The sequence below is a fragment of the Pseudophaeobacter sp. EL27 genome, assembly GCF_900313025.1.
Classification (GTDB): Bacteria; Pseudomonadota; Alphaproteobacteria; order Rhodobacterales; family Rhodobacteraceae; genus Pseudophaeobacter.
The window spans coordinates 1-20,592 of record NZ_OMPQ01000010.1; the positions used below are offsets into that span (position 1 = coordinate 1).

At 59.1% G+C, this 20,592-nt stretch carries 24 protein-coding genes; 9 read left to right on the top strand and 15 right to left on the bottom strand.

What is annotated here, in order from left to right; all coding sequences use genetic code 11:
• On the top strand, positions 1-318 hold a 318-nt coding region (locus tag ED661_RS11805), incomplete at its 5' end, for an integrase core domain-containing protein (RefSeq protein ID WP_162930120.1).
• A gap of 31 nt (positions 319-349) precedes the next feature.
• Here the strand turns inward: ED661_RS11805 and ED661_RS11810 are convergent.
• The 5 genes from ED661_RS11810 to ED661_RS11830 form a co-directional block, all read right to left on the bottom strand.
• The gene (locus ED661_RS11810) at positions 350-1,246 is read right to left on the bottom strand and encodes a hypothetical protein (RefSeq protein WP_216822453.1); all 897 of its coding nucleotides are present in this window, start codon (positions 1,244-1,246) and stop codon (positions 350-352) included.
• A gap of 94 nt (positions 1,247-1,340) precedes the next feature.
• Positions 1,341-1,871 (bottom strand): ricin-type beta-trefoil lectin domain protein, encoded by a 531-nt coding sequence (locus tag ED661_RS11815; protein WP_122074133.1) that lies wholly within the window; start codon positions 1,869-1,871, stop codon positions 1,341-1,343.
• A gap of 73 nt (positions 1,872-1,944) precedes the next feature.
• A complete protein-coding gene (locus tag ED661_RS11820; protein WP_162930121.1) occupies positions 1,945-3,165 on the bottom strand; it encodes a DUF1566 domain-containing protein in 1,221 nt (406 codons plus the stop codon).
• Positions 3,166-3,309: 144 nt separating this feature from the next.
• Positions 3,310-4,449 carry an AraC family transcriptional regulator gene (locus ED661_RS11825; RefSeq protein ID WP_162930122.1) on the bottom strand — a complete coding sequence of 380 codons (1,140 nt, stop codon included), beginning with the start codon at positions 4,447-4,449 and terminating at the stop codon, positions 3,310-3,312.
• 757 nt (positions 4,450-5,206) lie between these two features.
• Entirely contained in the window at positions 5,207-6,103 is an 897-nt protein-coding gene (locus tag ED661_RS11830) for a LysR family transcriptional regulator (protein WP_122074136.1), read from the bottom strand.
• A 104-nt stretch (positions 6,104-6,207) separates the two neighbouring features.
• Between ED661_RS11830 and ED661_RS11835 the strand changes: the two genes are divergently transcribed.
• The 5 genes from ED661_RS11835 to ED661_RS11850 all read left to right on the top strand — a co-directional run bounded on the left by ED661_RS11835 (position 6,208) and on the right by ED661_RS11850 (position 9,382).
• Complete coding sequence (locus ED661_RS11835) at positions 6,208-6,498, top strand: putative quinol monooxygenase (RefSeq protein WP_122074137.1); 291 nt, start codon at positions 6,208-6,210, stop codon at positions 6,496-6,498.
• Between the two features lie 29 nt (positions 6,499-6,527).
• Positions 6,528-6,689, top strand: a complete 162-nt coding sequence (locus ED661_RS21945; protein WP_162930123.1) for a hypothetical protein — start codon at positions 6,528-6,530, stop codon at positions 6,687-6,689.
• Between the two features lie 135 nt (positions 6,690-6,824).
• A complete protein-coding gene (locus ED661_RS11840; protein ID WP_122074138.1) occupies positions 6,825-7,922 on the top strand; it encodes an L-dopachrome tautomerase-related protein in 1,098 nt (365 codons plus the stop codon).
• A gap of 64 nt (positions 7,923-7,986) precedes the next feature.
• Positions 7,987-9,000, top strand: coding sequence for a zinc-binding alcohol dehydrogenase family protein (locus ED661_RS11845; RefSeq protein WP_122074139.1), 1,014 nt, complete (start codon positions 7,987-7,989; stop codon positions 8,998-9,000).
• A gap of 1 nt (position 9,001) precedes the next feature.
• Positions 9,002-9,382, top strand: coding sequence for a VOC family protein (locus tag ED661_RS11850; RefSeq protein ID WP_122074140.1), 381 nt, complete (start codon positions 9,002-9,004; stop codon positions 9,380-9,382).
• Here ED661_RS11850 and ED661_RS21950 read toward each other — a convergent pair.
• The gene (locus tag ED661_RS21950) at positions 9,349-9,627 is read right to left on the bottom strand and encodes a hypothetical protein (RefSeq protein WP_162930124.1); all 279 of its coding nucleotides are present in this window, start codon (positions 9,625-9,627) and stop codon (positions 9,349-9,351) included. The two genes, ED661_RS11850 and ED661_RS21950, sit on opposite strands and share 34 nt — an antisense overlap.
• Positions 9,628-9,781: 154 nt before the next feature.
• Complete coding sequence (locus ED661_RS11855; RefSeq protein ID WP_122074141.1) at positions 9,782-10,207, bottom strand: DUF983 domain-containing protein; 426 nt, start codon at positions 10,205-10,207, stop codon at positions 9,782-9,784.
• Between the two features lie 192 nt (positions 10,208-10,399).
• Between ED661_RS11855 and ED661_RS11860 the strand changes: the two genes are divergently transcribed.
• Positions 10,400-11,785, top strand: coding sequence for a PLP-dependent aminotransferase family protein (locus tag ED661_RS11860; protein ID WP_122074142.1), 1,386 nt, complete (start codon positions 10,400-10,402; stop codon positions 11,783-11,785).
• Between the two features lie 37 nt (positions 11,786-11,822).
• Positions 11,823-12,689: a DMT family transporter gene (locus tag ED661_RS11865; RefSeq protein WP_122074143.1), complete on the top strand. Its 867-nt coding sequence runs from the start codon at positions 11,823-11,825 to the stop codon at positions 12,687-12,689.
• Positions 12,690-12,711: 22 nt separating this feature from the next.
• Here ED661_RS11865 and cobF read toward each other — a convergent pair whose 3' ends face one another.
• The 6 genes from cobF to cbiE all read right to left on the bottom strand — a co-directional run bounded on the left by cobF (position 12,712) and on the right by cbiE (position 18,354).
• On the bottom strand, positions 12,712-13,467 hold the full coding sequence (gene cobF / locus ED661_RS11870) for a precorrin-6A synthase (deacetylating) (protein WP_122074144.1): 756 nt from the start codon (positions 13,465-13,467) through the stop codon (positions 12,712-12,714).
• A gap of 291 nt (positions 13,468-13,758) precedes the next feature.
• Positions 13,759-14,511 (bottom strand): uroporphyrinogen-III C-methyltransferase, encoded by a 753-nt coding sequence (gene cobA, locus ED661_RS11875; protein WP_122074145.1) that lies wholly within the window; start codon positions 14,509-14,511, stop codon positions 13,759-13,761.
• Positions 14,508-15,824: a cobyrinate a,c-diamide synthase gene (locus tag ED661_RS11880; protein WP_122074146.1), complete on the bottom strand. Its 1,317-nt coding sequence runs from the start codon at positions 15,822-15,824 to the stop codon at positions 14,508-14,510. Before ED661_RS11880 ends, cobA begins: the two co-directional genes overlap by 4 nt.
• Positions 15,825-15,980: 156 nt before the next feature.
• Positions 15,981-16,775, bottom strand: coding sequence for a precorrin-4 C(11)-methyltransferase (gene cobM / locus ED661_RS11885; RefSeq protein WP_122074147.1), 795 nt, complete (start codon positions 16,773-16,775; stop codon positions 15,981-15,983).
• Entirely contained in the window at positions 16,772-17,149 is a 378-nt protein-coding gene (locus tag ED661_RS11890) for a cobalamin biosynthesis protein (protein WP_122074148.1), read from the bottom strand. Before ED661_RS11890 ends, cobM begins: the two co-directional genes overlap by 4 nt.
• Positions 17,146-18,354, bottom strand: a complete 1,209-nt coding sequence (cbiE, locus tag ED661_RS11895) for a precorrin-6y C5,15-methyltransferase (decarboxylating) subunit CbiE (protein WP_122074149.1) — start codon at positions 18,352-18,354, stop codon at positions 17,146-17,148. The genes ED661_RS11890 and cbiE overlap by 4 nt, the downstream gene beginning before the upstream one ends.
• On the opposite strand from cbiE, the gene ED661_RS11900 reads away from it, so the two are divergent.
• Complete coding sequence (locus ED661_RS11900) at positions 18,353-19,093, top strand: cobalt-precorrin-6A reductase (RefSeq protein ID WP_122074150.1); 741 nt, start codon at positions 18,353-18,355, stop codon at positions 19,091-19,093. The genes cbiE and ED661_RS11900 overlap by 2 nt on opposite strands.
• Here the strand turns inward: ED661_RS11900 and cobJ are convergent.
• Positions 19,090-19,878, bottom strand: a complete 789-nt coding sequence (gene cobJ, locus ED661_RS11905; protein WP_122074151.1) for a precorrin-3B C(17)-methyltransferase — start codon at positions 19,876-19,878, stop codon at positions 19,090-19,092. The two genes, ED661_RS11900 and cobJ, sit on opposite strands and share 4 nt — an antisense overlap.
• Positions 19,875-20,591 (bottom strand): precorrin-2 C(20)-methyltransferase, encoded by a 717-nt coding sequence (locus ED661_RS11910; RefSeq protein ID WP_122074152.1) that lies wholly within the window; start codon positions 20,589-20,591, stop codon positions 19,875-19,877. The genes cobJ and ED661_RS11910 overlap by 4 nt, the downstream gene beginning before the upstream one ends.
• Between the last annotated feature and the right edge of the window lies 1 nt (position 20,592).

A 20,592-nucleotide genomic window follows, 5' to 3' on the forward strand; every position in this document is an offset into this window, starting at 1 on the left:
CCCTCTTACATCCGATCAGATAATGGCCCTGAGTTCATTGCTGAGGCCGTCAGAGGCTGGATCAAGGCTGTCGGGGCCAAGGCCGCATACATCGAGCCTGGATCGCCATGGGAGAACGGATACTGCGAAAGCTTCAATGGGCGAATGAGGGATGAATTGCTGAACGGTGAAATCTTCTATTCGTTACGAGAGGCCCAGATCATTATCGAAAGCTGGAGAAAACACTACAACACCAAACGACCCCACAGTGCTCTGGGCTACCGCCCACCTGCGCCAGAGACCATCGTCCCGATGGACCAAAGGCCAACCATGCACTAACTTTCAATTTGGACCACTCAAGTGGGGCTGCTCAAAAGGACGCATCCGCATCTGCAGCATCAAAGAGTTCGGTGAAATTGGTATAGCCCGGCTTGTTATTTACCCCCACGGTTTCATTGGTGTAGGCCACCGCGTTAGGCCAGCTGCTATCATCAAAATCGGCAGTCATCCAATCTACTGGTAGATCCCAATAAGCCGCAGAAAACGCGCGGCCATCGCTGGCTGCAGCCGTGCTGCAGGAAGAGCTGTCGCGGATCTGGCCCTCTGCGACAAGACAGTCCCGGTCCTTCAAAGGGCTGACGTAGAAGGTTTGAGCGCGCCAGTCTGTATCGGTAATGGCGATAATCTCACCGCTGGCATCCTGCAGCTGCATTACCAGGCCCGCGTCGCCGGGGTAATAGCTGGATCCCCGTCCCGCTTCTGAACCGAGGCCCAGGTTTTCTTCCCAATCGACCCCCATGATGGCCAGGTTCAGCGGACGCTCGGCCGTGAATTTTACCACGCTTGCATTGAAGGGCGTGAATGGCACGGAATCCACGGCGATCAATTGCCCGTTCACATAGAGCTCAAAATAATTGTCGCCAAAGAAATAAGCGGTAAAGGCCTCTGTGCCGCCTGCATCAAATGTCTGGATAGCGTCAAGATCGATATCGCTGAGCGCGTCAGGTTTAATCCCGGCGCAGGCATTGTAGAGATCTGGCGCATGGGGCCCTGTCTGATAATGAGTCGCTGCTGGTACGGTGCGGACTGCGCCATCCTCGGAGGTGATTTCCCCGACTGCGCTAGGGCGAGACCGAGGTCCGCAATCGATCAAGCCTTCAATGATTGTCTTTGCCGGGCCGGTTGAAAAGCTGACCTCCTGGGCAAAGGTCGGCGCGGCACTGAGCGTTGTGGTGGCTGCTGCCAGAATGTAGCCAGTAAATTTCATGGGATGCGTCCTGTCGTTCGCTGCGCTACGCGCCGTGTTGGCCCAATCAACAGTCCTGCTGATCGGGCCACTGAGAGTGATTGAAGCAGGCGATTTATTCGCTGCGAACCGCCCAGGTTTGGTAGTCTGCCAGACTGTCGTCACAGGTCTCGAGCGACAGGTTCTTGATCTGGTTGGTTTTGCTGCGCCCGAACCGGGTATCTTCGGCTAGTGTCAGGCACATCTCAGGTGCAGAGGCGGGGCTGATGGCACCTTCTCCTGCAAAGGTAAACGACTGTGCAGCGCTGCCGTCACAGGTTGCCAACTCAATGGACGTGCCGGCTTCAACCGAAGAGTATTCGGCACAGACATCGAATTTTGTCATGTAGAGCACGCCATCCGCGAATTTGGCGGTGTCAAAGACCTGATCAACACCAAGTTCGCCCAGCGGGCTGTAGCAGGTATGCCCCTGAAGGCCGCTTTCGGGTTTAGCGTCCCAGCCTTTGGCACCGCCAATGTCCAGGCAGTAGCCGTTTTGAATATTGTCCAGCTTGTCCGTCAAATAGATCTCAACCGGATCGGCATGCGCGGCGACAGCAGACAGGAAAGTTACCGCAACCGCGGCATTCAGCAGATGTTTCATCATAGGTTTGTCCGTTGATAGGTTTGGAATTAAGGCGCTGCGGCCTATTTTTGGCCGCAGCGGGTCACAGCCGGTTTCAACGCAGGCAGCGCACCAGATTGTCCGACCGATTGTAGTCGCAAGCGTTGACAGAACAGGTGGTATCTTCGGTCATGCCCTGGCCAGTAAGTGTCTTGATTGACGAACGCTGCGCCCCTGCGCCGTGCCAATCGGTATATTCGACCTGGTCTCCGGCCTTGCTCAGGGCTTTGCCAAAGGCAATCACGTTGGCATAGTTTTTGAAATCGCCAAATGTGGTGCTGGTCCAGAAATCAAGGCTTTCTGCATCCTGAGTGATGCCAAAGATGCTATCGTCAATCGCGGGAAAGCTGGTGCGGTTATAATCGGCGATGCTTTGCAGTTCCTTTGAATTGGGCAGGTACCAGTCGCTATGGCCGCCCAGGTCAAGCGCTTCGCAATAGGCCAGTGCCTCGGCCCATTCGCGACGGGTGCCGTCATCGCTCAGCTGCCACATATGACCCGTGGCGCTCTCCGTCACGGTACCATCGCCATTGTTGGTAAAGCTGTTCACGCCGTAGATGCCTTCGTCGCCGCTAACACAACGGATGTAATTGCCGGGTGCCTTGCCATCCGCAGGCCCGTTGGGCAGACCGCTGCTGATCGCAGGTCCGCCGCTGTAAAAATCAAGACCGGTGCCGTAGGCTTTGATATGACCGTCGGCAAAGTTAAAGCCAAAGGTGCCCTGGTTGCGTTCGTTCATAACCGGGCCTTTCACATAGAGCGTGCTGCTCCAGTATTGTCCGGCAAAAGGCAGCCCTTTGGGGTATTCAAAGTCAAACACAGTGGTGTCGAGATAGGGTCGTGCCTTGCCTTCTTCGGGTTTCAGCAATTCGCCGCGAAAATCCGCCAGAGAATACAGCTCCTTGATTGTTGGCACGCGCCAGTCCCTGCGCGCCCCAAGGTCCAAAGCGGCGCAATAGGACAAAGCCTCACCATATTGCAGCCGGTTGAACTGGGGCGTTTTCTGCCACAGCAGACCCGTGTTGTCGTCTTGTACTGTGCCGTCCCTTTGGTCAGCATAGGCGGTTGCCAAGCCCGCGCGCTGGCTGTCCTGACCGGACAAGGGTGCGCCTGGGGTGGGGCAGCTGATCACATCACCGCCCAGGTCAAAACAGCTGTCCTGCATCGTGTCCACAATGGGATAGGTCAGGCTCTGGGCCACAACGGGATGAAACGACACAACGGAGAGTGCAGTTGCAAGGCATATGGCGGTGGGATGGTTTGAAAGCGGTATCAACGGAGTGGTCCTAGCATCAGTCAGTGCGAATAGGGGCGATATGAGGCCTCTCCCCACAACATTCGTCCGCGCCGCTAAGCTCGTACCTTTGATTTGGCGGTGCTGACCCGCTTTGTCAGCACTTATTGCCCCCAAAGGGGCGGGTCATCTCAGCTGGCGGCGGTACTGCGAAGGCGTCATACCTGTCAGCTGCTTAAACGCCGCATTGAAGGGGGATTTGGAGTTGAACCCAGAAGCGTAGGCGAGTTCAAGAAGCGTTGCATTTGCATTCTCAGGGCTCTCCATCGCCTGCTTTATGGCCGCGATCCGGTATTCATTCACAAAGATATAGAAGCTCTTCTCATGCCGTGTGCTGATGACTTCGGTCAGGTGATGGCGTGGAACTGACATCTGTTTTGCCAGGTCTGTGATGGTCAAATCGGCTGACAAGTAGGGGCGCGCCGTTTTCATATAGGCTTCAAGTCGTGTCAAAATACGCTCTGCCCGTTCCTCTGTGAGGCCCGAGCGACTGTAGCGCTTTTTGCTATCCTCAGAGCCGCCCTGTGGCTCCGTCAAGATGGGCTCAGGGTCCTGCGGATCCGACCTATCCTGAGCGCTGGGTTCCTGTTTGTGGTCAAACACCTGATTTTGCCGCAGACCATAAAAGCTCAAACCAAATAGAATTGCGATTTTTGCAGGCAGATGCACATGCAACACCGCAGGCAAAGACAGAAGTGACCCCAGAAACAGCAACAATGAAACAGCCGAAAAACCGGCGATCAGCCAGAACAGCCATTTAAGCGTGACACGATTGGGAAGATTGGAAAAATGCTGATTTACCTTCAAACCATGCTGCGACAGACGTTGCGCGACCGCCCAAGAATAGGACAGGATCAACACGAGATTGACCGCCCCGACTAGGCGTGTACTGGTGTCAAAAACCATGTGATCGGGGTTGGGCAATGGAGGAGCCAAACCTGTCACAATCTGAACCAAGCTCACCAAAGAAAATGGCAGAAAATGCATCAGGTCCTGTCGTGAAATACGGCTGATTGCTCCAGTGACTGCGCGAACATAGAGCCACATGAACGGCCCATAGGTCAGGGGGTAGATCAGATCAGATTGCAGGATGGGAACATGCAGATCAGGCCAAAGGTGCATGGCCAAAATGTCAATCATGGGAAGCGCAATAAAGATCATCCAAGCGGCCAGGACCAGATCACTCAGTGCGCGTTTCGGTTTGGAGGCCAGAAAGACAGTAGTAAACAGCGCTTGCACAACACCGACGACAAATAGGTATTCCATCCTGAACCGAGCAGCCTTCTGACACATGTTTCGCAGGTCTCCAGCTAACACTCTAAACGCAGCGTGGCAAATCAACGACACGTGTAAGAGAAAAGGGCGATCCTCAACGAAAAACGCAACTGAAAACCAGTGTCGCCAGCATTCAATGGAAGCAGCTATCGTCTGCAATCCGGCCGACCTACATGAGTATCTGACGTAGGTGAGAGCCAGAGCGAAAATCAGCTTCGGGCTGGGAGCGGTTTATTGGTACTTTGGACTTGCTGTAATCCGGCAGCCGCACCGCCGCACGTCTGCTACGTTTCCCTTGTAGATATCGATTTCACTGGCTAGCTCAGAGCATGCCTCAGACTTACGAACGCAAAGTTGACTGACCTGCTCCTCTGGAACGTTCCGCAGAGTGTCAGCTCGGGCAGACAATGGATTCGCACATGTAGCGAATGGCGGCTATTTAGGCTGCAGCCGCAGCAACGTTGCATCGTGTCGAGAGGAGGCTTTGCGCCGAAAGCACGACTTTGCAAAGTACACTATCTGCGCATAGCCGCGGTTGCCCATGCGCCGCGATGCTCACGCGAACCTTCAAAGGCAATGGATGACTGCTGTCAGCCCTTCCCGGACATTGGTTCGGAGGCCGGTCGCCTTGACCCTTCAGCAGTTTGGGCGGAAAACGGACCTTCGCTGCGCAACGATCGCGATATGAATTAAAGTGTGAAAGCAGACATCAATAGATGGAGGCATGGTTTCAAGAACTTTCAGGGCGCTATATTGGCTTCCGTGCTGCCAATGCTTGCGAAAATGCGTCGGCCAAGGCGCGCACGCGCCGTGGTTGTGCGCGGCCCGGGGGGAACATCATTTGAAGCGGATTGGGCGGCGGTGCAAAAGCTTCAAGCAGAGCGATAAGTTTGCCTGACCCTACGTCTCCGATGACATCAAGTTCTGACTTCAAAATAATCCCATGCCCGTCCAGCGCCCATCTCCGGACCAGTGATCCGTCGTTCACGGTCTTGTTGCCGCGCACGGTTACGGCTTGCTGTTTCTTGCCTGATCCAAAGCGCCAGACGTTGTCGAGGGTCGTTCCAAACCGCATGATCAGACAGTTGTGCTTGCCCAAATCAGCAGGTGTTTGTGGCGCGCCATGTCGTGCAATGTAGGATGGCGCGGCACAAGCGATGCGGCGGAAATGGCCGAGTTTACGCGTGCGCAGGGTGCTGTCCGTTACGGCACCAAACCGCAAAGCCAGATCGAATCCTTGGCCGACAATATCGACATAGCCATCTGACAGCAGCAGCTCGATTGAGATTGCGGGATGATCTGCGGTGAAGGTCGATATCACGTCCGACACGATGCTGCGGCCAATGTCGATTGGCGCGCTGACACGGATGGAGCCAGACAAGGTTTCGGCCCCGTGCCGGATGCGTGTTTCAAGATCTTCGATCTCCCCCAGCACGACCTTGGCCCCGCTGAGCAAGGTGCGTCCTTCGTCTGTTAAGCTAAGCGAGCGTGTTGTCCGGTTGAACAGAACCACGCCGTAATGGGCCTCAAGTGCTGCCAAACGTTCGGAAACCGTGGTCGCCGAAAGCCCAACCTCGCGCCCTGCGGCGACGAGACTTCCCTTTTCGGTGATGGTCAAAAACAGTCGTATGTTATCGATCAGCATTAAACGAATTTCTCGGATTATCATTTCGAATGAAGTCTGTTTATCCGTAAATACCTGCGATGTATATGTTTATCATCAGAACAGAAATTCGAAGGAACAACCCAATGTCCAAGCTTACAATCGTCGCCAACATCACAGCCAACGCAGACAAAATCGAACTGGTCAAAGCCGAGCTTTTGAAGCTGGTTCCGATCACCCGCGCCGAAGAGGGCTGCATCAACTACGACCTGCACCAGGACAACGAAAACCCAGCGCATTTCATGTTTTATGAAAACTGGGAAAGCCGTGAGCTGTGGCAGACACACATGAGCGCGCCGCACCTCGCGGCCTATATGGAAGCCACTGACGGTGCTGTTGCCGAATTCATTCTGCACGAGATGTCTCACATCGACTGAGCCACGTTACACCAACCGGAGACCGCATCATGAAATCGACCCACGCCACCCCAGTCCATGTCCAGCCAAAAGACTTGAAACGCCCAGTGGCGCGGCTGTCGCCACATGACCTGGCTGGAATCCGGAGCCATGGCTCGGCGGCATCCGCCGTCGAACTGGCCGGGTGGTTACGACGCATCTTTCGCAAGTAACCCTCCGAGCAACCAACACGAAAACCCTTTCCCGTGAATATCAGAAATCAGGCACTTGCTTGCCAGATCACGGGGGAGGTGTGCCCTACGCTGCCCCATTCCTAAATCCCATTCGCATCCCTGAAAGGCGCCCCCATGACACCGACAAAACTGCTTACATCCGCGTTTGCATTGTCCTTCGCATTCGCCACGCAAACATCTGCGGACACCATCGCTGATCTGACGACCTTTGCGCAAATAAGCGACACGCGCCCCGGCAACATCACTGTGACACCCGACAACCGCGTCATTATCACTCAGCAGCCGTTGGATGGTCCGAAATTGCGGGTTGTTGAAGTTCTTGAAGACGGCGCGAAGGTTCCGTTCCCAACGCAGGACTGGGCCGACGGCCCCGAAACTGGCGAAGTTGGTATTGCTGGCTCGATCGGGATCAAGTCAGACGCAAACGGCATCGTTTGGATCCTCGATATGGGCGGAGCCGACAGCGCGCCGAAACTGGTCGGTTGGGACACACAAGCCGATGCATTGCATAAGATCATCGACATTCCGCCCGACGTTGTGACCCCGATTTCTTTCCTTCAGGACTTCGCCCTCGATGAAGAACGCGGCCAGATCTACATCGCCGACATGACCTTCACGGCACCTGCGTCCGACCTGAAGCCCGTGTTTATTGTGATCGATATTGAAACAGGTGCGGCCCGCCGCGTGTTGGAGTCCACGGCACGTTTCATGCCTTCTGACGAAGATGTGGAAATCGACGGCAATCTTGTCGGGTTCAAAGACGCGGACGGTAACGCCAACCCATGGCACCTGTCGATGAACGCTATCTCAATCGATCCGACATTTGAAAATGTCTACTTCGGTACAATGAATGGCCGCGATATCTTGTCCATACCGGCTGCTGCCTTGGCGGACGCGTCACAAGACGACGCCGCGCTGGCCGCACAGATCACCCGCTACGGCGAAAAAGGCCCAAATGACGGCTTTATCATCGACGGCGAGGGCCGCGTGTTCTCTGGCGATGTGACCCGCAACGCCGTGACGGTCTCTACACCCGACAGCTTTGAGGTCTTCGCACAAGATGACACACTGTTGCGTTGGGCTGATGGCTTTGCCTTCGCACCTGACGGCACACTTTATATCGTCGCCAACCAGTTGCACACGCATCCCGCATTGAACATGGGCGAAGACGGCAGCGACCACGCCTATGTCATTCTGACAACCCAACCGTAATCAAACATCGCGCGGCGTCCAACATAGATGCCGCGCAATTCCCCTTCACATTCGGAGAAGAGACATGAAAGCCATCGGTTATACAACAAACGGCGCGATTGATCGCGCTGATGCCCTGATCGATCTTGAGATCAATAAACCAACAGCGACAGGCCATGATATTCTGGTCAAGGTTGCCGCCGTTTCAGTCAACCCTGTCGACGTTAAAGTCCGCCAGAACCGCCCCGCAGAAGGCGATGCGCCTGTGATCCTCGGCTGGGATGCAGTAGGCGAGGTCGTTGAAACGGGCGATAAGGCGACGCAGTTCAACGTGGGCGATAAGGTCTGGTATGCAGGAGCGATCAATCGCAAAGGTACCAACGCCGAATACCACCTTGTGGATGCACGCATCGTCGGCCATGCGCCAAAATCCATCGACACCGCCGCAGCAGCAGCCCTGCCGCTGACAACACTGACAGCGCAAGAGATGATCTTTGATCGTCTGGACGTCACAAGGCCGGTGCCGGGTGCTGCAAATGCCATCGTCATCATCGGCGGCGCGGGCGGTGTAGGATCTATCGCGATCCAGCTTCTGCGCGAGCAGACCGACCTGACGATCATCGCCACAGCCTCGCGTCCCGAAACGCAAGACTGGGTCAAGGAACTGGGCGCGCATCACGTCATCGACCACTCCAAACCACTGGCCGAACAGATCGCAGCCCTCAACATCGGCGCGCCAGCCTTTGTGTTCTCAACCAACTATTCCGAAACCTATGTAACGCAGATCGCCGAATTCATCGCCCCGCAGGGCCGGTTTGGCTTGATCGACGATCCCAAAGGCTTTGACATCATGCCGTTCAAAGGCAAGGCGGTTTCGATCCACTGGGAGCTGATGTTCACGCGGTCTTTGTTCAGCACAGATGACATCGCGCGTCAGGGTGAAATCCTGGATACCGTGGCGGGCCTGATCGACGCGGGCAAGATCCGCTCTACCGCGACCGAAAGCTTCGGGGCGATCAATGCCGAAAACCTCAAACGTGCCCATGCGCTGATTGAAAGCGGCAAGGCCAAAGGCAAGATCACATTGGAAGGCTTCTGAGATGCAGGTGCGCAGGCTTGATCACGTCAACATTCAAACCACCCAAGTTGAAAACATGGTGGCTTGGTATCGCGATATTTTGGGCATGCGCACCGGCCCGCGTCCGGATTTTCCATTTCCGGGCGCGTGGCTTTATGCGGACCATACGGCCGTGATACATCTTGTTGGGCAAAGCGGCGATCCTGCGGTTGGTTCCGAAGTGAAACTGAAGCTCGAACACTTCGCACTCACCGCGACAGGCCGCGTGGCATTTGAAGAAACACTGAGCAAAGGGTCCGTTCCACACCAACGGTTTGTGTTGGACGCGATCGGGTTAATCCAATTCCACCTGCGCGACCCCGATGGTAATCATGTCCACATAGATTTCATCGCGGACGAATGACGGCTCATGTGCTGCTCTGGTCGCCAACGTCCGCTTGAGGGAAGCTGCACTGCAGCGTGGCGGCCAATCGTCAATGGCAGGTAAGGGCCTGTCGCACCCGACGCTTTGGTGAGCCACCACGGCTTTGCAAAGCCTGCTTTCTGCGCATAGCTGCCGTCGACGGCGAGCTGAGGCGGCCCCATCAGAACTTCAACCAGACGCAACTTCACGACAATCTCTTCGGGTTTGGGTCTCTTAATGGCCATCTCAGGTCCTCCGCTTTCCTAATCATAGGGGCGGACCACTTCATTGGGGGAGGCTCAAGAACGGAGAAGATGAACAAAAAGCTCGGCTTTGGCGACCCAATTCGTTTGAGCAAAACCCCTCGCCTCGGACGGTCCCGTTACCGAAGTCCTGAGTCTAGAATCCATGCATGCGTTTGGCCCATTGATAGGCAACCACGAGCCCCTTCATGCGCGGCAACAAGAAAAGAGAGGCTGAGATGGTGACCAGGGACATGATCAACGCCAGGGTCAAGGGTTCGGGGCGGAATTGCATGTAGGTAATATGCAGCGCAAAGCCGAGCAAATGGCCGACCAACAAAATGGTCAGATAGGCAGGACCATCATCGGCGCGATTGTGATGTAGCTCCTGACCGCAGCTTCCACAGCTGTGTTGGACCTTAAGATAGCCCTTCAGCAGTTTGCCTTCGCCGCAGTTGGGACAGCGCAGACGGAGCCCGCGCAGCACCGCAGGCTTCCAGGCGCGCAGTTCTGTTTCGACGGGCTGGCCGGTCTGATCTGAGCTGGGTGTTGCTGTGCTGTCGTGCTGGGTCATTTTGGTCATCGCTATCTAGGATCTGCTGTCGTCAAACCTCCTAAAGTGTTTGTGAATTGATTGCAATCAATGATGCAATCAATTTGGTTGCAATTGCGCGTCGATTACGGGTATTGCACCTGAAGCATGCGCTGGATCGCCGCGTAATGACGGTCGGTCCATGCGACGGAGTAAGTTTAGATTGCTGTGGGGAGAGACCCTTTGAAACAATGGAGCCCAACACTCCCGATCTCGGATAAGCCGCGCTATGTGGAAATCGCGGATGCCATTCGCGCTGACATCAATGCAGGTCTTTTGCTGCCGGGTGACCGCCTGCCTCCCCAACGTGGGGTGGCACAGGATCTTGGGGTAGATTTTTCCACTGTTTCAAGAGGCTACGCTGAGTCCGTGCGGCGTGGCGATATCGAGACCTTTGTCGGACGTGGAACATTTGTACGCACCCCTGCAGCTATGGTCGGCGGCGCATCAGAGGCTCCGGATCCACGCCGGATTTTGGAAGAAGACCCGATGATGAACATGCCCCCTGAACCACAGGATCCTGCCCTGGTTACGCGTATGGCCAGCGGTCTGAGCCATGTGGCGGCCAATCTGGTGCCTTTGCTGCGCTATCAATCGGTTCGCGGCAGCGTTGCTGATCGTGAGATTGCCCGGGTTTGGATGCAGGAAAATGGGCTGAGTTTTGCCGCAGATCGCTTTGCCATCACGCCGGGGGCCCATACCAGTATCCATGCGATTCTAACGCTGCTGAGCGAGCCGGGTCAGACCCTGCTCTGCGAGACGCTGACCTATCCGGGCATCCGGGCGATCGCGGCGCAGCTTGGTCTGCGGCTCGTCGGGGTGCCACATGACCGGGACGGGGTGAGCCCGGAGGCATTGGAGCGGGCAATCACCGAACATTGGCCCGCAGCGCTCTATCTGAACCCGACTCTGCAAAACCCAACCACCAAGACAATGCCCGAAAGCCGTCGTCGTGAGATCGCAGAGGTGCTCAAGCGGTATGATGTGCAGCTGATTGAAGATGATGCCTACCGTTTTGTCGCCTCAGAGGCACCAGCGCCGGTATCCAGTCATCTGCCAGACCTGGCCTGGCATATTGCAGGGATATCCAAGTGTTTTGGCGCAGGCCTGCGGTTGGCCTATACAACGGCGCCTCAACGCGCTGAGATGGGACAGTTTTCTCAGGCTCTGCGCAGTATCAATGTCATGGCCTCTCCGCTCAGTCTGGCCCTACTGGGACGTTGGATCGAAGACGGCACCGCCGGCGAGATCCAGTCCTTTGTGCGAGGCGCAGCGGCGGAGCGGCAGGAATTGGCCCGGGACATCCTGTGTGGGTGTTTTGTGACCGGTGGCGCAGCAGAGGCGTTCAATCTTTGGGTGGAGCTGCCCCGTGGTACCAGTCGGGCAGAGGTCATGGGCCGTATGGCGAACCGACAGATTGGCATCATGCCCAGCGACGCCTTCACCGTGTTGGGCCAGCCCAGCGAGGCGCTGCGGGTTTGCTTGGGGGGCCCCATCGGATTGGAGCAGCTGCGTGACGATCTGGTTGCGCTGCGTGATGCGATTCTGCGCAAGGATTGGTTGGGGTGAGGCGGGTGTTTGCGCCCCACAGCGGGAGGAACCTGCGATGACCTCACATTTATCGCTGCGGATTCTGGCAATGGTGGTCTTTGCCATGACCTTGATCGTGATCGGGGATGCCGCTGGTAAGGTGTTGACGGCTCAGGGGTATAGCCCGCTGTTTGTGGCCTGGTCCCGGTTCACCGTGGCGGCGGTGGTTCTGTTGCCGTTCAGCGGTTTGACCGCAGCCGAACTGCGCGGTTTTTTGGATTGGCGGATCATTCTGCGTGCCCTGCTGATCACTGCCGGCATCTCCTGTATTTTGACCGCGTTGAAAACGGAACCGATTGCCAATGTCTTTGGCGGCTTTTTTGTCGGACCAATTGTGGCCTTTGGCCTGTCGTCGCTCTTGCTGAAAGAGCGCGCGGATTTGGGGCGGATGGTCCTGCTGTTGCTGAGCTTTGCAGGTGTTCTGCTGGTGGTAAAGCCGGGCTTTGGCATGCAGATCGGCATGGGGTTTGCCCTTTTGGCCGGGTGTTTCCATGGCTCTTACCTGGTGGCGACGCGCTGGTTGGCGGGCCAATATCGCCCGCGATTTCTGTTGATCTCACAGTTGATCATCGGGGCACTGGTTTTGCTGCCCTTTAGCCTGGGATCAATCCCACAGAGCATTGACTACGCTGGAACAGGTCTAGTGCTGATCTCTGCGCTGGGCTCTGCTGCGGGGAATTTCCTGCTGGCCGTGGCCAATCGCACCACCCCTGCAAATGTGGTGGCCCCTCTGGTCTATAGCCAGTTGCTGGCAGCCACCCTTATCGGGGTGGTGGTGTTTGGCGATATACCGGATGCACTGGCGCTGGTGGGGCTTACGGTGATTGTTCTGTCTGGTCTGTCGTCGCTCTGGTTGGCAAGCAGGCGCCTTGCCCAGAGCTAGCTCCCGTGCAGCGGTTCGCGCCTCAAGAGCGGCGCAGCAGATAGATATCCATGATCCAGCCGTGATCCGCACGCGCCTGAGCACGGGTGCTGGCAATCTGTTCCGCGACTTGGCTCAGCGGGCCCGAAAGGCTGATCTGGTTCTCCATTCCGGTATAGGCCGACCACCAGATCTCAACCCCGGCTGGATCAATGCTCTGAAATGAACATTCGCCATCCAGCATGATCACCAGGGTATCCGCGCTGTCAGGCCAGCCGGACTCGCGCAGCTGCCGCCCGGTGGTGACGGTAAATGGCGCGCCGATCTCGTTCAGCGGAATGGCATGAGCCGCGGTCAGGGCCTGAATAGAGGTCACGCCGGGAACAACCTGGAGGCTGATCTCCTGGGTGCCCTTTAGCCGTTCAGCGATACGCATGGTGCTGTCATACAGTGAAGGATCGCCCCAGACCAAAAAACCGACCTTTGCTGCAGTATCGGGCAATTGGTCGCGAATGGTCTCGATCCACACGCGGGCAATGGCGTCGTGCCAGTGATCAACCCGCGCTGTGTAATCGGCAATTGCGGGATCGCGTACAGGCAGGTCAAACTCGACAATGCGTGGCCCCGGCGCGGTGATTACTCTGGCGCAGATCTCTTGACGCAGCGCGGCCAGATCGTCTTTGCCTTTGCCCTTGTTGGGAATGAGGATCAGATCGCAGGCATTCAGCGCCTGAACCGCTTGCAGGGTCAGGTGTTCCGGGTTGCCGGTCCCGATGCCAATCAGAGAAAGTTCGATCATTTTACTGCTCATGTGAGGGCTCCCGAAAAGGGGCAAAAGAAGCACGGCCCGCTATGGGGCCGTGCCCGTGGTAAATCAAGTCCTGATCAGGGCAAGGGCCCAACCGGGCAGGGTTTTACAGCTAAGGTCTTGCCACCCTTGAGCCTTCGGGACCATGCAGGGCCTTGGCAGTGGCAAGGACGGCCAGATCTGCCTAGGCGGTTCCTGCCGGAAAGATACGGCGGGCCAGCGCGTGCAGTGCATATCGCTGATGGTTTCTTTGGCGGCATAGGCCGTTGCAGCGTTTCGGGGTTAGGGATCCTTCGCTGAGGTGACCTCTGGCAGGTCGGTATCTGCCAAGGGGCCATAGAGGATGAGCACCGGCGCCGTTGTCTCCATCTGTCGCAGTACCTGCGGCAATTCCCCAACCGTGTGACAGCTCAGTTCCTGCTCGGGGGTGGAAACGCCCAGGGCGACCAGCGCATGAGTTTCGGCGGGCAGGCCGGCCTCGACCAGTTTTTCGGCAAGGGCGGCAAAGGTGCGCTTGCCCATATATACCACTGTCGTGGCATCTGGATCGGCCAGGGCGGAAAGGTTCAGACTGTCGGGCAGGCCGCCAGTGACATCATGGCCGGTGATGAACTGCATGCGCCGCGCCGTCAGCCGCCGGGTCAGTGGAATATTGGCAGCGGCAGCCGCCGCCGAGGCGGCCGTGACACCGGGTACAATTTCAAACGGGATACCAGCTGCGCGCAGTGCGGTGATCTCTTCTTCCAGGCGGCCAAAGACACCGCTGTCGCCGGATTTTAACCGCACCACCTTGAGGCCGCTTTGGGCGTAGTCCACCAGCAGCTGACTGACGTGATCCTGCTTGGGCGAAGGGCGCCCGGCACGTTTGCCCACGCCCACCAGATCCGCATCGGCGCGGGCATGGGTCAGGATTGGCCCGGAAGACAGGTCGTCAAACAGCACCGCATCCGCCGCTTCCAGCCGCTTTACCGCCTTGACGGTCAGCAGTTCCGGGTCACCGGGGCCGGATGAGACAAAGCTGACAAAGCCGGTCATGCCTTTTCTCCGGTGATCAGGTGAAAGAAGGTGCCGGTGACATGGCCCTTGATCGACCCGGTTTCAGGAACCGGATTGCCATCGGCATCCATGACATTGGCCAGCGGCGCATCGGGCTCATCGAGGATGGTGGAGTAGTGGAACTCATGGCCGCGCAGGGCTGCACCAGCTGCAAAGCCGGGCATCTGTGCCTGTAGCACGGCCCGGCGGTAGCCCAGGTGGAATTTACGCTTCTCGTAGGAGGTGACCAGTCCCAACAGACCGGCCATTTGGTGGCGGTTGCCCTCTTTGTCGATCAGCGCTTCGCCCAGGGCCATATAGCCACCGCATTCGCCATGCACGGGTTTGGTCTCGGCGTGTTTGCGCAACCCGGCGCGGAAGCTTTCAGCTGCCGCCAGAGTGCCGCCGTGCAGTTCGGGATAGCCGCCGGGCAACCAGACCAGATCGGCATCTTTCGCAGGGGCTTCATCCGCCAGCGGCGAAAACGGCAGGATCTCGGCACCGGCTGCGCGCCAGCCAGTCAGAAGATGCGGATAGGTAAAGGAAAAGGCGGCATCACGGGCCAGGGCGATGCGCTGTGCGGGTGGTGCAGGCAAGGTGCTGGTGCCAGGAGCATCAGCGCCCAGGGCTGCCGCCTTAATGGCGTCCAGATCCACATGTTCGCGCAGGAATGTAGCATAGCCTGCAATGGCGGCCTCCAGATCTGGGTGTTCCACGGCTTGGATCAGGCCCAGATGGCGCTCGGGCAGGGCGAGGTCACCACGGCGGGGCAGGGAGCCCAGAACCTTGACGCCCGCGCGTTCCATGCCCAGCCGGGTCAGGCGCTCGTGGCGGGGGCTGGCCACCCGGTTGAGGATGACCCCGGCAAAGGGCACCTCAGGGTCATAGGATTTGAACCCCAGCGCGGTGGCGGCTGCGGATTGCGCCTGACCGCCAACGTCAATCACCAGCACCACCGGCCACCCCATGCGCTTGGCGGTCTCTGCCGAGGAGCCAAAGCCGGTTTGTCCGCGGGTGGCAACCCCGTCAAACAGCCCCATCGAGCCCTCGCCGATGCAGATCTCAGCGCCGGTTGCCTGTCCCGCAACCGCGTCCAACAACCCGCCATCCATGGCCCAGGTGTCGAGGTTGAAGCTGGGGCGTTTGGCGGCGGCCAGGTGAAAGGCGGGGTCGATATAGTCGGGGCCGCTCTTGTAGGGCTGCACCACCAGCCCGTCTTCGGCCAGCGCGCGCAACAGGCCCAGCATCACCGTGGTCTTGCCGGTGCCCGATGCCGGGGCCGAGATCATCAGGCCTTTGGGGAATGTGGTCATCACTGGGCTCCGGTTGTGTGGCAAGTGGCTGCGTTGCGAGAAGTTTTAGGTCCGGACGACGATAGGCCGGCCAGCCCCCGACCTCCCCTATGGGAGGGGGCTTGCTCCCCCACTCGAGGTCGGGGGCTGGCCGCCGTGATTTTCGTCACGGGAGACTCACTCATCACCTTCGCTCCAATTGGCCCATTGGCTCTCGGCGCTTTGGGGGCGGTAGCGGCGGTCATAATCCTGCGCATAGAGGCAGCTTTCGTCAAAATCCTCATTGCCCAGGGCCCGACCAACCAGGATCAGAGCGGTGCGTCCACGCATACCATCTGTGGCCTCTTCCAAGGTGCCCAGGGTGGCCTTGACCACCTTTTGGTCCGGCCAGGTGGCGCGCCATACCACGGCAACCGGGCAATCGGCTCCATAGGCCGGCGTCAGGCGGGCGATCACATCCTCCAAAACATGCACCGAGAGGTGAATGGCCAGGGTCGCACCTGTGCGGCCAAAATTCTCCAGCGTTTCACCGTCGGGCATGGCCGAGGCCTTGCCTGAGGTGCGCGTCAGCACCAGTGATTGGGCCACGCCTGGCAGGGTCAGCTCTGCACCAAGGGCGGCCGCCGCTGCCGCAAAGGCGGGCACGCCGGGGGTGATATCATAGGGGATCTCCAGCGCACGCAGGCGGCGCAGCTGCTCGCCCAGGGCAGACCAGACCGACAGATCGCCGGAATGCAGCCGGGCGATGTCATGGCCTGCGTCATGGGCTTCTTTGATATGGGCCATGATCTCGTCCAGCGACAGGGAGGCTGTGTTGATCACTTTGGCATCTGCCGGACAGTACTGCAGCAGGGCCTCGGGCACCAAGGACCCCGCATAGAGGCAGACCGGGCAGGCGGCGATCAGGTCGCGTCCGCGCAGGGTGATAAGATCGGCGGCACCGGGGCCGGCGCCAATGAAATGAACGGTCATGGCTCAAGTCTTTCTGCAAGGGCCGCGGTGGCCATCCCATCCGCGGTGGTAACTCTGGGGGTGATCAGGCGGGACCGCTGCGGGCCTGGGCCCTGGCGGGCAGCCACCAGGGCGCAGGCCTCGGCAACGGAGCCGGTGCCAAATCGGGATTTGATGCGCGGGGAACAGGTGAGGGTCTGTTCTCCGGCGATGTCTTCTTCCTGTAGCGCAATCAGGGGTAGTGCAAGTTCCTGCGCCAGGTTTTGCAGTGCGGGCGCTGCTGCCTTTGCCGTCAGGCTGGCCAGGGCATCCGGGCGCGCACCGGTCAGCGCCAGGGCGTTGCGTAGATCCGCCACTGTTGCGTCGGCGCGAAACCCAAACCCTGCCACCCTCATCGTGTGATGCTCCACTGAATGACGGGACGGGCGCGTTGCCAATCGCGCATGCTGCCCAATGGACCTGCCTCGGCGATTTCTGCCTTCAGCAGGTGTCCACCGTGCTGCGCATGGGCCTGCATCAGCAGGGTTTCGGTTTCCAATGTGACGCCATTGGCCACCAGCCGGGTGCCTTCGGGCAGGATCATCCACAGATGATCCAGCAGCGCCTGCGAGCCACCGCCGCCGATAAAGACGCAGTCCGGCAGCTCATGGCCTGTCAGCACCTCAGGGGCCTTGCCATGCACCGCTGCCATGCGGTGGGTCAGGCCAAATCTTTCGGCATTGGCGCGGATGTTCTCCAGCCGCTCGGCGCGGGGCTCAAAGGTGAGGGCATGGGCGCCGGGGGCTGCCAGACACCACTCAACCGAAACAGAGCCGGATCCGCCACCAATATCCCAGAGCAGCTCGCCCGTGCGGGGGGCCAGCGCCGATAGGGTCAGGGCGCGAATAGGGCGTTTGGTGATCTGCCCATCGCTGGCGAAATGCGCATCCGCCAGCCCCGATGCCTGCGGTAGCCCGGGCTGAGTTGCCTCGATGGCAACGAGGACCGGAGCCCCCCCGGGCGGCAGATCCCAATCCCTGGCCGTGCTGTGACGCAGGCGCTCCAGCGGGCCGCCGAGCCGCTCCATCACATGCAGCCGCGCCGCGTCGTGACCATTCTCAACCAGCCAGCCCGCCAATTCTGCGGGGGACTCCCCGTCGCGCAGGGTGCAGATCACCCGGCGACCCCGGCCCAAGAGAGGCAACAGCTTTGCAAAGGGTGCAGCATGCAACCCAAGGCAGAGCGTGTCTTCCAGTTTCCAGCCAAGCCGGTTGGCCGCCAGTGCAAAGCAGGAGGGTGCCGGGTGTGAGACCCATTCATGCGTCTCCAAATCCTGCATCAGCGAGCCACCGGCGCCATGCCAGAACGGATCGCCCGAAGCCAGCACCACCACCGGGCTGCCACGCCGCGCCAAAACCGGCTGGGTTGAAAAGGGCACCGGCCAGGGCTGGCCTTTTGTTCCGGCCTTCACCAAGTCCAGATGGCGGGGCCCGCCAAAAATGACCTCCGCCGACTGCAATGCTTTGCGACTTGCATCCGAGAGGCCCGCCAGTCCATCCTCTCCTAGACCAATCACCGTGAGCCAGGCGGCTTTACCGGTTGTGTGAGTAGGATCAGACATGACACGAACCCTTGTTTTGGGCGGCACCACCGAGGCCTCGAGGCTGGCCAAGGCCTTGGCTGAGGCGGGCGAAGATGCGGTGTTTTCCTATGCCGGACGCACTGCCAGTCCTGTTGAACAACCTCTGCCCACGCGGGTCGGCGGCTTTGGCGGGGTGGAGGGGCTGCATGCCTATCTCCGCGATGAGGCGATCAGCCATGTGGTCGATGCCACCCATCCCTTTGCCGCGCAGATGAGCCTCAATGTGGTACAGGCCTGCGCCGAGGCGGGCCTGCCCCTGTGTGCTTTTGAACGCCCGGCCTGGCAGGCGGGGAAGGGAGATGACTGGAGCCATGTTGCCGATATCGATGCGGCGGTTCAGGCACTGCCGGAGGCGCCCGCGCGGGTGTTTCTGGCCATTGGCAAGCAGAACCTTGCGGGTTTTGCCGCCAAGCCGCAGCACCACTATCTGTTGCGTCTGGTGGACGCGCCCGCGGCAGACCTGCCATTGCCCAACTGTAGCGTCGAGATCGCGCGCGGCCCCTTTGATGAGGCCGGGGATCTTGCCCTGCTGCAGCGCCATGGTATCACCCATCTGGTGTCCAAAAATGCCGGAGGCCGTGGTGCCTCGGCCAAGCTTGCTGCCGCGCGTGCCCTCAACCTGCCGATCGTGATGATCGACAGACCGCAGGTGCCGCCCCGTATGACCTACGGTGATCTGGCAGAGGTGATGGCCTGGCTGTTTCATACCCCCGGTTAACCCTCGTCCCGCGCATAGCGCGGGGTATAGACATGCGGGCCGATCCGGCGGGTGTCCTTGTTGCCTACGATCACCACCGTGCGCATATCCGCCATCTCTTCGGTCGCCTCGTTCAGCGTGACGGTAGTGATGGTTTCACCGGGTTTGGAGACATCGCGGGCAAAGGAGATCAGCGTCTCGCCGCCGCAGGCCTCACGCAGGATTTCCAGCGCGCGGGCAAATTGATGCGGGCGCGATTTTGAGCGCGGATTGTAAAACCCCATGGCAAACCCGGCTTCCCCGGCCAGACGCAGGCGTTTCTCAATCAGGCTCCAGGGTTTCAAGTTGTCGCTGAGGTTGATGGCGGCAAAGTCATGCCCCATTGGGGCGCCAATCCGGGCCGAGGCTGCCAACATGGCAGTAATGCCGGGCAGTACCTGAATATCCAGTTCCAGCCAATTCGGCTGATCGGCCAGCTCCAGCGCCTCAAAAACTGCAGAGGCCATGGCAAAAACACCCGGATCGCCGGAGGAGACCACCGCCACACGCTTGCCCTGTGCTGCCATCTCCAGCGCATGGGTGGCGCGTTCGACTTCAACCCGGTTGTCCGTGGCATGTAGGGTCAGGCCGGGCCGTTCGGGAATGCGTTTTACATAAGGGATATAGCCGACGACATCCGTGGCCTCAGCAATCACCTCTTGGACCTGAGCGGTCACCATGGTCTCATCGCCGGGCCCAAGGCCGAGAATTTTCACCCAGCCTTTGGGGGCTGTGTCAGTTGGCCTGTCCTTCAGATTGCCTGTCATGGTCTGCGCCCCTGTCCATGTATCAAAACAATCGAGAAATAGGGCACGTCGCCGGAAATCTCGGAGAGCTTTTGGACCGTCTGGCTGGGCATGGTGCCGCGTTCCACCAGCCAGGCGTCATCCGCCTTGCCTGCGGCCTCCAAAGCGCGGCGCAGTTTTGGCAGGTTGCGGCCGATTTTCATCACCACCAGCGCATCCGTTTCCTTGATGCGGCGGGTCAGCTCTTCCTCAGGCAGGGTGGCCATGGCCACGGTGAGCACATCATCCCCCCAGGTGATAGGCTGGCCCGAGGCCGTCCAGCAGCCGGACATGCCAGTGATGCCGGGAATGATCTCCTGCTCGGCGCGGCCCTGCAGACGGGTGTAGAGATGCATGTAGGAGCCATAGAGGAAGGGATCGCCTTCGCAGAGCACCACAACGTCTTCGCTCTGGGAAATTTCCGCCAGGGTATCCGCCCAGAGGTCATAGAAGGCGGCCATCACCCGGTTGTACTCTGGGTCGGAGAAGTGGATCTCGGTGGTCACCGGGTATTCCATCGCGTGCTCGATGACCCCCTCGGGCAAGAGGCCCTCCACCAGGGTGCGGGCCTGGCCTTTACGGCCTTCCTTGCGGAAATAGGCCACATGACGGGCGCCTTGGATGGCGCGCCAGCTCTTGACGCTCATCAACTCGGGGTCGCCCGGCCCCAGGCCGGCACAGATGACTTTGCCCATT

Coding starts and splice junctions, on each gene's coding strand:
- ED661_RS11810 (WP_216822453.1), bottom strand. CDS start 1,246: ATGAAATTTACTGGCTACATTCTGGCAGCAGCCACCACAACGCTCAGT.
- ED661_RS11815 (WP_122074133.1), bottom strand. CDS start 1,871: ATGATGAAACATCTGCTGAATGCCGCGGTTGCGGTAACTTTCCTGTCT.
- ED661_RS11825 (WP_162930122.1), bottom strand. CDS start 4,449: ATGGAATACCTATTTGTCGTCGGTGTTGTGCAAGCGCTGTTTACTACT.
- ED661_RS11830 (WP_122074136.1), bottom strand. CDS start 6,103: ATGCTGATCGATAACATACGACTGTTTTTGACCATCACCGAAAAGGGA.
- ED661_RS11835 (WP_122074137.1), top strand. CDS start 6,208: ATGTCCAAGCTTACAATCGTCGCCAACATCACAGCCAACGCAGACAAA.
- ED661_RS21945 (WP_162930123.1), top strand. CDS start 6,528: ATGAAATCGACCCACGCCACCCCAGTCCATGTCCAGCCAAAAGACTTG.
- ED661_RS11840 (WP_122074138.1), top strand. CDS start 6,825: ATGACACCGACAAAACTGCTTACATCCGCGTTTGCATTGTCCTTCGCA.
- ED661_RS11845 (WP_122074139.1), top strand. CDS start 7,987: ATGAAAGCCATCGGTTATACAACAAACGGCGCGATTGATCGCGCTGAT.
- ED661_RS11850 (WP_122074140.1), top strand. CDS start 9,002: ATGCAGGTGCGCAGGCTTGATCACGTCAACATTCAAACCACCCAAGTT.
- ED661_RS21950 (WP_162930124.1), bottom strand. CDS start 9,627: ATGGCCATTAAGAGACCCAAACCCGAAGAGATTGTCGTGAAGTTGCGT.
- ED661_RS11855 (WP_122074141.1), bottom strand. CDS start 10,207: ATGACCAAAATGACCCAGCACGACAGCACAGCAACACCCAGCTCAGAT.
- ED661_RS11865 (WP_122074143.1), top strand. CDS start 11,823: ATGACCTCACATTTATCGCTGCGGATTCTGGCAATGGTGGTCTTTGCC.
- cobF (WP_122074144.1), bottom strand. CDS start 13,467: ATGATCGAACTTTCTCTGATTGGCATCGGGACCGGCAACCCGGAACAC.
- cobA (WP_122074145.1), bottom strand. CDS start 14,511: ATGACCGGCTTTGTCAGCTTTGTCTCATCCGGCCCCGGTGACCCGGAA.
- ED661_RS11880 (WP_122074146.1), bottom strand. CDS start 15,824: ATGACCACATTCCCCAAAGGCCTGATGATCTCGGCCCCGGCATCGGGC.
- cobM (WP_122074147.1), bottom strand. CDS start 16,775: ATGACCGTTCATTTCATTGGCGCCGGCCCCGGTGCCGCCGATCTTATC.
- ED661_RS11890 (WP_122074148.1), bottom strand. CDS start 17,149: ATGAGGGTGGCAGGGTTTGGGTTTCGCGCCGACGCAACAGTGGCGGAT.
- ED661_RS11900 (WP_122074150.1), top strand. CDS start 18,353: ATGACACGAACCCTTGTTTTGGGCGGCACCACCGAGGCCTCGAGGCTG.
- cbiE (WP_122074149.1), bottom strand. CDS start 18,354: ATGTCTGATCCTACTCACACAACCGGTAAAGCCGCCTGGCTCACGGTG.
- cobJ (WP_122074151.1), bottom strand. CDS start 19,878: ATGACAGGCAATCTGAAGGACAGGCCAACTGACACAGCCCCCAAAGGC.
- ED661_RS11910 (WP_122074152.1), bottom strand. CDS start 20,591: ATGGGCAAAGTCATCTGTGCCGGCCTGGGGCCGGGCGACCCCGAGTTG.